Annotated in this window: 9 protein-coding genes; 6 read left to right on the forward strand and 3 right to left on the reverse strand. The window is 61.1% G+C overall.

The features are described from left to right. Positions 1–418 precede the first annotated feature (418 nt). Positions 419–2,776 (forward strand): FtsK/SpoIIIE domain-containing protein, encoded by a 2,358-nt coding sequence (locus ABH939_RS32755; protein WP_173362653.1) that lies wholly within the window; start codon positions 419–421, stop codon positions 2,774–2,776. A gap of 2 nt (positions 2,777–2,778) precedes the next feature. Here the strand turns inward: ABH939_RS32755 and ABH939_RS32760 are convergent, their stop codons facing one another. Beyond that, complete coding sequence (locus tag ABH939_RS32760; RefSeq protein WP_011331704.1) at positions 2,779–3,693, reverse strand: nucleotidyl transferase AbiEii/AbiGii toxin family protein; 915 nt, start codon at positions 3,691–3,693, stop codon at positions 2,779–2,781. After that, complete coding sequence (locus tag ABH939_RS32765) at positions 3,693–4,490, reverse strand: type IV toxin-antitoxin system AbiEi family antitoxin domain-containing protein (protein ID WP_011331703.1); 798 nt, start codon at positions 4,488–4,490, stop codon at positions 3,693–3,695. The genes ABH939_RS32760 and ABH939_RS32765 overlap by 1 nt, the downstream gene beginning before the upstream one ends. Positions 4,491–4,712: 222 nt before the next feature. Between ABH939_RS32765 and ABH939_RS32770 the strand changes: the two genes are divergently transcribed. After that, the gene (locus ABH939_RS32770; RefSeq protein ID WP_011331702.1) at positions 4,713–5,078 is read left to right on the forward strand and encodes a hypothetical protein; all 366 of its coding nucleotides are present in this window, start codon (positions 4,713–4,715) and stop codon (positions 5,076–5,078) included. Between the two features lie 26 nt (positions 5,079–5,104). Here ABH939_RS32770 and ABH939_RS32775 read toward each other — a convergent pair whose 3' ends face one another. Then, complete coding sequence (locus ABH939_RS32775; protein ID WP_041814230.1) at positions 5,105–5,557, reverse strand: helix-turn-helix transcriptional regulator; 453 nt, start codon at positions 5,555–5,557, stop codon at positions 5,105–5,107. A 200-nt stretch (positions 5,558–5,757) separates the two neighbouring features. Here ABH939_RS32775 and ABH939_RS32780 point away from each other — a divergent pair, with 200 nt between their 5' ends. The 4 genes from ABH939_RS32780 to ABH939_RS32795 all read left to right on the forward strand — a co-directional run. Continuing rightward, positions 5,758–7,299: a hypothetical protein gene (locus ABH939_RS32780; protein WP_195791984.1), complete on the forward strand. Its 1,542-nt coding sequence runs from the start codon at positions 5,758–5,760 to the stop codon at positions 7,297–7,299. Between the two features lie 133 nt (positions 7,300–7,432). Beyond that, positions 7,433–8,071, forward strand: coding sequence for a hypothetical protein (locus ABH939_RS32785; protein ID WP_011331699.1), 639 nt, complete (start codon positions 7,433–7,435; stop codon positions 8,069–8,071). Further along, complete coding sequence (locus tag ABH939_RS32790) at positions 8,064–8,732, forward strand: TetR/AcrR family transcriptional regulator (RefSeq protein WP_148209135.1); 669 nt, start codon at positions 8,064–8,066, stop codon at positions 8,730–8,732. Before ABH939_RS32785 ends, ABH939_RS32790 begins: the two co-directional genes overlap by 8 nt. Before the next feature lie 136 nt (positions 8,733–8,868). Continuing rightward, positions 8,869–9,316, forward strand: a 448-nt coding sequence (locus tag ABH939_RS32795; protein WP_404650732.1) for an alpha/beta fold hydrolase, incomplete at its 3' end; no start/stop codon positions are given.

The raw sequence follows: 9,316 nt of genomic DNA on the forward strand, positions 1-9,316 counted from the left end.
CTTTGAGCCGCACCGAATCCCGCCGGCTCAACCAAAATGATTCCTCCCAGGTCGATGCCGCGGAGAAACATCAGATTCAATGAGTCTGAACACGATTGATGTGAGCGCGAGTTGTTCTACGAGTTCCGCGAAGGGGAGTTGCCGTGGGAGTGCCATGGGATGCCTCCCATGAACATCTCACTCGTGGTGCATCTGATGCGGGGCGGTGTCGGATTTACACGTAGCTGTTCCGGCTTGAGTGAAAGTGGAGAGAGATTTCTTCGGCCGCGATGTCACTCAGCTCGGGTTGGCGGGATCTTCCTGTGAGTAGAAGAACCATTCGAGGCAACTGCGCGTGCGCGCGGTTGGCCGACCACAGGAGGAGCGCCATGCAGATGCAGACCGGATTCGATCGCCGTCGGGTGATCGGGGGTCGGCGATGACGAGTCCTGCGCAGGAAAAGGCTCCCGCCAGATTCGCTCGTACCCCTCGCATAAGTTCACTGCCGGCGCGGTCGCGGACTTGGGTTCGCGACAGCTTCTGTCTCGGAAGCGCGGCGGTGGGTGTCGGCGCCGGGGCGCCGCTGTTCGGGTATGCCGCCTTGTCCATTCCGGCGGCCGCAGGACTGTCGATAGGCGCGGTGTACGCCGGAGTCGCGGGGAAGAAAAAACAACTGCGCGATGTCGAGGTCGACGAAGTAATCGAACGACTCTGCCCCGTCATGGGCATCCCGGAAGCGACGCGGGCGGTGTTGTCGGTATCGAAGTGGAGCGGAGGGACTCCGGGCGTGCCGGGAAAACTCACCGTGTATTACACGTCGGCGCAGCCGCTGAACGACGACACATGGTTCGACGACATTTGCGAGGTTTTCGAAGACCAGGGGTGGGGGTTCTTTGCGCTCGCCGAGCACGATCCCAACCGTCGGCGGTTGATCTTCACACCCGCAGCGGAGCCGGAACGAGAGCCCTCTGACAGTGAAGCGGTGGCGCGTGCAAAACGCTATGTCGGGCAACTGCTGGGACCGACCGCAACAGTGACTGCGATTGATGTCGATACCAAGACCGGTGAAGTCACCTCCATGATGGTGCGGCACGAAATCGGATCGAAGCTCGTGTCTGATGGCTATCGCACTCGTGTCGAACGCGCGATCAATGCGATGTTCCCCGGACGCTGGCGTGCAAAGTGGAACCATCACACGGACGAGGTCACGTTCGAGCAACGTGCTGCGTTCCCCGACAGCGTTTGGCTGCCCGCCCCGGACATCGACCCGGATGTCGATTTGTTGGCCAGCTACGACTCGGTGGAGATCCCCTACGGGGTCGACGAAGACGGCAACGAGGTGGTGTGGCGCCCCGCGATCGATCCGAATCTGATGCTGATCGGACCTCCCGGTAGCGGCAAGACAGTGACGGCACACAACCTGTTGGTCAACTTCTCGCGCCGCGGATGGCCGATCTGGGTGCTCGATGGAAAATATGTCGAATTCCTCGGCTTCCAGGACTGGCCCAACGTCCAAGTGGTCGCCACGACCATCGAGCAGCAAGTTGCGATGGTGCATCGTGCACGCGACTTGATGGAGTACCGCTACCAGAAGATCGTCACCGGCGAGGCAACGGAAGCGGATTTCGAACCGGTGCTGGTGTTCCTCGACGAGTGGGCGGAATTCCGCGGCAATGTCGAAGACTGGTACACCTCGGTCAAACCGAAAGGCGGCCCGAGACAACCACCGGTGCTCGCCATGCTGGCGTCGATGGCACGCAAAGCGCGTACCTCGCGAGTGCATCTGGTCTTCGGTACTCAGCGTCCCGACGCGATCTACTTCCTCGGCGACATGCGCGACAACTTCGCGATGCGCATCTCCATGGGACGGCTCTCACCTCAAGCGGCCACCATGATGTGGCAGTCTCCGACGATCGGCACGAGCGTTCCGCGCAAGTGCCGCGGGCGAGGCACCACTGTCACCGACAACTATCAGCCGCTCGAAATCCAGTGCTACCGCGTGCCGGATCCACGAAAGACCCGTGACGGTACTCCGGACGCCGATCTCCTCGACAGGCTCCGGCCACCGGTGACCAGACACCCGCGGTTGCTGATCGTTCCTCCGGAATCTCTCCCGGACATCGACGCCTCCGACGAAACGTCAGAACCCGCACCTCTGACCTATTTCGACTACGTCGCCGCTGACTGGGTCCTTGCCAGTGACCGACCGGACCTCGACCCGGTACTCAAGCGAGCACGGATGAACCGCGATACCGATCGCCGAATCGCATCGCCGACCGCATTGTTGGGTCTGTTGGGGGCGCCCGAAACTCCGACGAAGCGACCAGCGATGGCGGACTTCGTCGACCTCGACACCTACCGCAGGCCGACGCTCGCGAAAAACGATCCCGCAGCTGCGGCGGCGTTTCTCGACAAACTGGCCGATCCTGCAATCCGAACAGAACAGTCGAACCTCGACCAGACCCGAACCAGACTCACCGTCGTCAAGGAGGCGGTCGATGATGCGGCTCTAAGCGAGGAATCGGACTATGCATTCGCCAGTGGAGACGAACACGAGGACCAATACGGACCTGTCCAGGATGTTCGCGCCGCTGACGTGGCACTGGGTGATCTGTTGTTGATGGAGGACACCGACGAGTGGGTCGTTGTCGACACCGAACCCGAGCCCGACATCATCGAAGACTCGTTGCTCTCGTTGACCTGGCGCAGTGACACCGACGAGGTGGGCGATCTTGCGATTCCGGACAGTTCCTACGTCTCGATCCGCAAGCCTGTTCAGGTACCTGAACTGGTGTGACCTCAGTCGAGCTCGGCCGGCACCCACTGCCGCGCGGCGGGGTCCCATGTCCCTGTGGATCTCCGCCCCGACAGCAATGGAGACAGTGCACGGCTGAGCTCGGCGAGTGCGTCGTCGAGCGTATGAAGCTCGGATTTCAACGATGTCTTCGACGCGAGTGCACGATAGCCGGCGGCCCAGCTCGGCCCGGGAGATGCAAGCGTGTGGGGGAGTGTGAGCACGCGGCGGGTTTGTTGGGCCCGTAGTGCGTTCACAGTGTCTTCGGCGTCGACCGTGCATGAGGTGATGATGAGTAGCAGATCAACGAGATCACGGAATCGCGTTGAGGGAGTGACCTTCTGAGGCCCGTGAAGTTCGTACATCGCGCACAGTTTGTCAGCGATCTGGTCAGCGATAGGTACGACCGTGAAGGCCGGCAGCGTCGAGACGTCTGCGATCTCGACGGCGGGGCGCGGCTGCAGTCGCTCCACCGGTCCGATCAAGGTGCGTTCGATCGCAATGTCGATCGGAAAGTTTCCTACGCGCGTAGTACCGAGATAAACGGTTGCTTTCAATTGAGCACCCCGACTGACGCCGGTCAGTGATCCTTTCGCCTCGATCTCGAAAGTGAACCGGTCCAGGTCCGGGCGGACGCTGAGAGCTCGTAGTTCGTCGACGGCACCGATGATGTCTGTTCCGGGATGAAGCAGATCGACGTCTTGGCTGTGACGGGCCCCAGGGATGCGAACGAGCATCCCACCGCCTCCGGTGAGGATCCACCGCGAATCAGGTGACGAGAACACCCTCGCCAGGAACCGCTGGGTGAAGTACTCGCGTTGAAGTTCCTCAGTCGTGCGACCGGATGTTTTTGCCTGGCTTCCCAGGCGCGCCAGCAGTGCCCGGTGAAATGCTGCTGCCGACGGATAGTGTTGTGCCACTATACGATTCCTTGTTTACGCAGCGCGCGAAGTGCGGCGGGCAGGGCGGGATCACGCAGAATATTCAGGACGCCGGGACCGTGCCCGACCTCGCCAGCGGCTTCCTCCTGGCGAGAGGCTCTCGTATCGGTCGGTGCGGACCTCAGGTCCGAGGCGGCGACATCGTCGATGAGGGCGGCGATCAACCCTGCTCCGTCACCGAGGGGTGCGCCGTAGAGGTACGCAAATGGGCGCAGTTCGGACTCCAACTGTCCCCGCGAGACCTGATCGGTGCGCAATGCATCCCACACCACGCCAGCGAGGTGTCCACCGTCTGTTCGAGAAGATGCGAGGTCGACGATCGTCCTTGCTGTCGTCGTGACGGGCAGGCCGTCGAGTAGAGACCAGTGCGTGGGGTCCAGTGTGGCGACGTGGAAACGGACTCCGTCGCTACGTGTGTTGCGCCGGCGCGGAACGGTGAACTCTGCAATGTCAGCATCGATGTCGCCGAGTTGTCTCAAGTCGGCAGCCGTTCGATGAGAGGCGACCCCGCGGGGATCGGCACTGCCGATGCGCTCTGTCGCCGAGCGTGTCGGGTCGAGTGCAAGCCACTGGGCGCGCACGTGATCGGTGGGGTGAATCGGCGTCCCTGTCAGCCGGTACACGCCATGTCTGATGCGGGTGAGGATGAATCGGTCTGCCAACCGCTTGAGGTGTTGCGCACTAACGCCCGACTCGGCGGCCTGCGCTGAGGTAAACATGCCCCACTGGTCCTGGGCGAGGTCAGCCAGCGCGAGGAAGCGATCATCACCTTTCATGCACCAATAATATCACTTTGGGTGTAATTATTGAAGATTCAAAATGAAGTTTCAGTGATACTTCCCCGCATCTGACGAAGACCGCACGCGTGTCAATCACCCGCCCGTCACGTGCGCCGCCCAGGGTCCGAAATTTGTTTGCCGACGCGTGTCACACAGGACGTCTCGACCGGATCTTCCTACTCGTAGAAGCCCAATTCCGGCGACACGAGGAGATCGGTCATGTTCGAGAGCCAGTCAGAACCCCAGCGGCCCACCCCAGGTACGGCGAACGCGGCAGGACTGTCTGACGCGGATCAGATGTCCCTGCTGATGGCAGCCCCACTGATCTTCGGGATCGTCGTCGGCGCCATTCCGGCCATGTCGGCAAGGGTCACGGCCTGGCTTCTCGAACACAACATGATCATCGCCGCAACGGAATCGCCCTTGCTGGCTCTTCCTGGCGCGGAAGGCGCTGGCCTCGATCTCCGCCGGCTCATCGTCGTCGCTGCAGTGCTTGCGGTAGCGGTAGCCCTGGCGGTCAGCGGCTTACGCCAGGCAGTTGATCGTCGTCGTCAGCAGCGGCTGCGAGTGGGTGATCAAGGGTGAGGAAACTCGCAGGTCCGGGATGCGCGCTAGCTGGTCTTGGGAAGAGGGCGGAGAGGTCTGGTTCGAGCTCGGATGAACGCGGCACGGATCGTCTGGATCTCCACATGCAGAGCCTCGCCCAGTGCGGTGGCGTGGCGATCGGCGAGAGTCCCTTCGCCGCGCTCGATCCTGCCGATCGTCGTGGTGCTCAGGCCCGTGCGGCCGGCGATATCCTTCTGGGTCATTCCCGCGAGATTGCGCAGGTCAGCGATCGTCCTGTTCTTCTCTGGCACGACGATCAGTTGATCAAGAGGGATGCCGAGTTGCTCAGCGGCACGCGCCAGATGGTCAGGCGACGGTTGCGATCGTTCGGTTTCCCAATTGTGAACGGTGGTCGGGTCCACGCCGATTGCGCGGGAGAGATCGCCACGGCTGATCTTGGCCGCGGTTCGAGCCTTTTCGAGGGCCTTCGGCTGGAAGCCGTTCAAAGGCAGTCTCACCTGGATTGTCCGTTCATCGCTGGACATCCTATTGAAGATGTAGATACCATCGTTGCATACCGGGTTTAGATTCCAGTGATAAATACCAGAACGGCCTCAACCAGCGAGCATTCGCTGTTCTCGACCACCCGGTGCGCTCGAGTACGAACTGTTCACACGTACATGCGGCCTGACCAGCCGCTAACGGAAAAGAGCTTCCGATGACCACCAGCACCGCAGCACCACAACGCACGTCCGAAATCTCCAGCAGCCGACGCGGCTGCCGTTCCTCTGCACGCCAAGCGTCGGTAGCTAGACTGAATACAGCCGGAATCCCCGCCCGGTCTACTACACCCAGTCGCGACGACGGGTGGTTCCAGACATCGCGACAATCGGGTTCAGGGGGACGTGACGGGCAGGCTTGGACACCTGCCCGTCACGTCGATACATCAGTCGACCTCGCAGACGTTCGCTACCACGTCAACGCTCTGATGTGCGCCGGAATGACAACCGAGCTGATCGCTCAACTTGCATCACTGCCCGTCGAAATCATCCGGGCGTTGCGCAAGACTTCCACGACGTCAGCACCACGACGTGTCGTCGACGCCGTCCTTTCAATCACCTTCCACCCCAGCCGCGGCCGCGATCTCACGCCGGCTGTGGGAGCGCACCGACGTCTGCGTGCACTGAACGCAATGGGCTATGGAGACGGTCTCCTGGCAGCTCGTCTCGGCGTCGACATCGACGTCGTCACTGGCATGCCGACCAAGAGCCTCATCCCCAGTGAGCTATGGAAGGCGATCGCCGGCATCTACGACGAGCTGTCCATGCACCCGGGCCCGGATGCCGAAATTCGTGACCGATCACGCGCGGATGGCGTCGTACCGCCGCTCGGGTGGGACGACGACGAAATCGACAACCCCAAGGCGCGGAGTCAGGAACGAGTTCAACCGCGACACGGTGGGGGAGGTGTTCCCGTTGACGAGGCAGTCGTGATCCGCCGGCTCGGTGGGGAGCAGTTGCCGCTACGCCTCTGCGAGCGACGCGAGATCGTGCGCATTGCGTTCGAACAAGGTTGGTCTCCTTCCGAGCTCGCGGCACGGCTTTCCATCAAATACGACTCGGCAGTCACCGAATTGAGCCGCTACCGGCGCGCACTTGCACGTGATGCAGCGGCTAACAGCGATTCATCGACAGAAGAGAGTGGCCCACAGGAAACGGCCGCTGAAGTCCTTGGTGTTCGCGAAGAATCCGACGAACTGTCTCCTGTCGAGCCCCTGTCGGGTCGGGACCTGGAACCGATCTCGCTCGACGAGGAATTGCCGGAAGATGCGACATCGAGCGCTCGCGCGTCCGCCGCGCTCAACCGGAGGGTCGGACGAGTCCAGTTGTCTGGTTCTCGGTCGGGACATAGGAATGGCGCGGCACCACTCCGCCCGCCGCGCCACATGCTGCGCACTCTGAGTACGCGGTGCCCCGGTGTAGGCCCTGGCGGCATTTCCCGCCACAAATCCAGCCGAGACATACTGCGTCCCACTCTGATTGATCGATCCATCAAGCCAAATCAACATGTAGACGATGCAATGCTGCGCTCGCCATCGGCGCCCGCACGCGCCTCGCGGCGGCGCGGTCTCTTCTTCTCAGGGGCCGGCGGGAGGGCATTCACATACGACCCGGCGGATGGCCAGCTGCGGCGAGAGGTAAACCGTGGCAGTCAACCGCAGGGATATTTGCGCCCGATCGACATTGCCGACACCGGCTGAAGTACTACATCTCGGCAAGATCTCCCTTGGACGCTGAAAAGCGTTTCTTGACAGCGGATTACAAATCGCATCACGTTCCATTCATATACAGACATCTCCGGTCTCGACCCGAGACCCCAGACGGGACCTGCTCATGAACACGACATTCGCCTCCGCGCTCAACACCATGACACCCGGCGACGCTGTTATGTGTCTTGCTGCCGGAACGGTCGAGCTTGCTCTCGATGACGCACCGGAATCAATGCGCTGGCACTGGTTCGCCGATCTCCTCGACTCGCAATGGGGGTTGACTGGCAGGCTCGCGCCCATCCTGACCGAGCCGGTCATGTCCGAACTGGAGCAAGCTGCCCGTATGTGCCGCGCCGCAGCACAGCATCCGCTAGACCCACAGGTCTGGATATCGGCATACCAATCCACAACAGCGCTGGTAGAAGACCCTGCGGTGATCTCAGCAGACGCCCTGCACCTCGCGCTCTCCGCAGCCAACGACATCGCACTGGAAGCAATGGACACTCCGCATCCTGATTTTTCGGTCGCCGTCACGCTGGCATTCGAAGCGCTGACATCGGTGGTGGCCGTCGACCGAGAGGTGTCCAGAAGTTGGATTCTGACTGCAATCGGAGAATGGGTCGCGAGGACAGAATCGGATCAGTCAGGCCTCCGATCTGCACAATCGCGCACTAACGCTGACAATAGGCAGATTGCAAATGCTTCCGTTGTTTCTGCAGGATGTAGCGAGAAGACACTGCTGAAAGTGAGAGGGAATGCGTGAAACCGTCGTCCAATCAGAGCCGATGAGTCCAGGTCATTTCGGTTCACCCAGCCCATCCGTCGTCGGGGGCGCGGTCAAAGGAAGGCGACGGCAGAAACGGGCGGGGATTACTCGCGAGAAAATCGTCGACGCCGCCGCACGTCAGTTCGATGCTTGTGGATTTGCCGCGGCAAGTATCAACACCATCATCGAAAATGGGAACCTGACCAAAGGTGCAATATATTTCCATTTCTCTTCCAAAGAGGAACTGGCACAACAGGTTATCGAACGATGGTCAGATATGGTGAATGACGAGTACGTGGCTCTCGGAGAGGCTGGTGATAGGTCCCCCTACCGCCAGCTGGTGCGGTTCTGCAGCGAGATGGCGCACCGTATCGATGCCGATCCCATCCTGCGTGCTGGGTTACTTCTCACTGTCGAACCATCCGTTACGGGCGGGAAAACTGCATATATGAAGTGGCACAAGAGCATTGATGAATTGGTTGTCCGCTCCATAGAGTCAGGCGAGATAAGCGACCGTCCCGCAAGCTACCGACTATCTGATCAGGTGTGCGCGACATTCATTGGCGGGGCTCAACTTCATTCGGTTGATGTGGGCTCACCCAATCTGCGAACACGGATAGTCGACGTGTTCGACGGACTTACCGGCGGTCCGGACTAGCCGAAGCCTCGCCTTCTACGCCGCCCCGCAGAGGCCCTGGATCTTCCCACGGAGCCTGAAAATCTACCGCTCCCGTGTATGCACGTGAGCGGACTCGAATCCCCGGTCGGAAAAGGTCACCCCTAGTATCGGGTTCGTGCCGAACGTGAGAACGCCCGACGCCGATATCTATTACACCGACAGTGGGGGAGAGGGGCCCGTCCTGCTGCTCGGGCATGGATTCTTCATGGATTCGTCGATGTTCGCCCCGCAGATCGATGCCCTCGCCGGCAATGTCAGGGTGGTTGCCTGGGACTCGCGCAGGCACGGACGAACAACCGATCACGGCGCCGCATTCACGTATTGGGATTTGGCTCGAGACTCCCTGGCGGTCCTCGACGATCTCGAGATCGAGACAGCAATCGTCGGCGGAATGTCGCAGGGCGGTTACACCGCGCTACGGACGGCTTTGCTCGCTCCCGAGAGAGTCCAAGCGCTCCTGCTACTCGACACTGAATCGCTCTGGGTTCGGTGGAGACTTCTGGCCTTGGAAACGAGGATGGAAGCATGCCGAATGAACGGGTGTCAGGGAGGCCGACGATGCG

Origin of the sequence: Rhodococcus sp. 27YEA6, from assembly GCF_044908235.1 — a bacterium.
GTDB lineage: Bacteria > Actinomycetota > Actinomycetes > Mycobacteriales > Mycobacteriaceae > Rhodococcus_F > Rhodococcus_F qingshengii.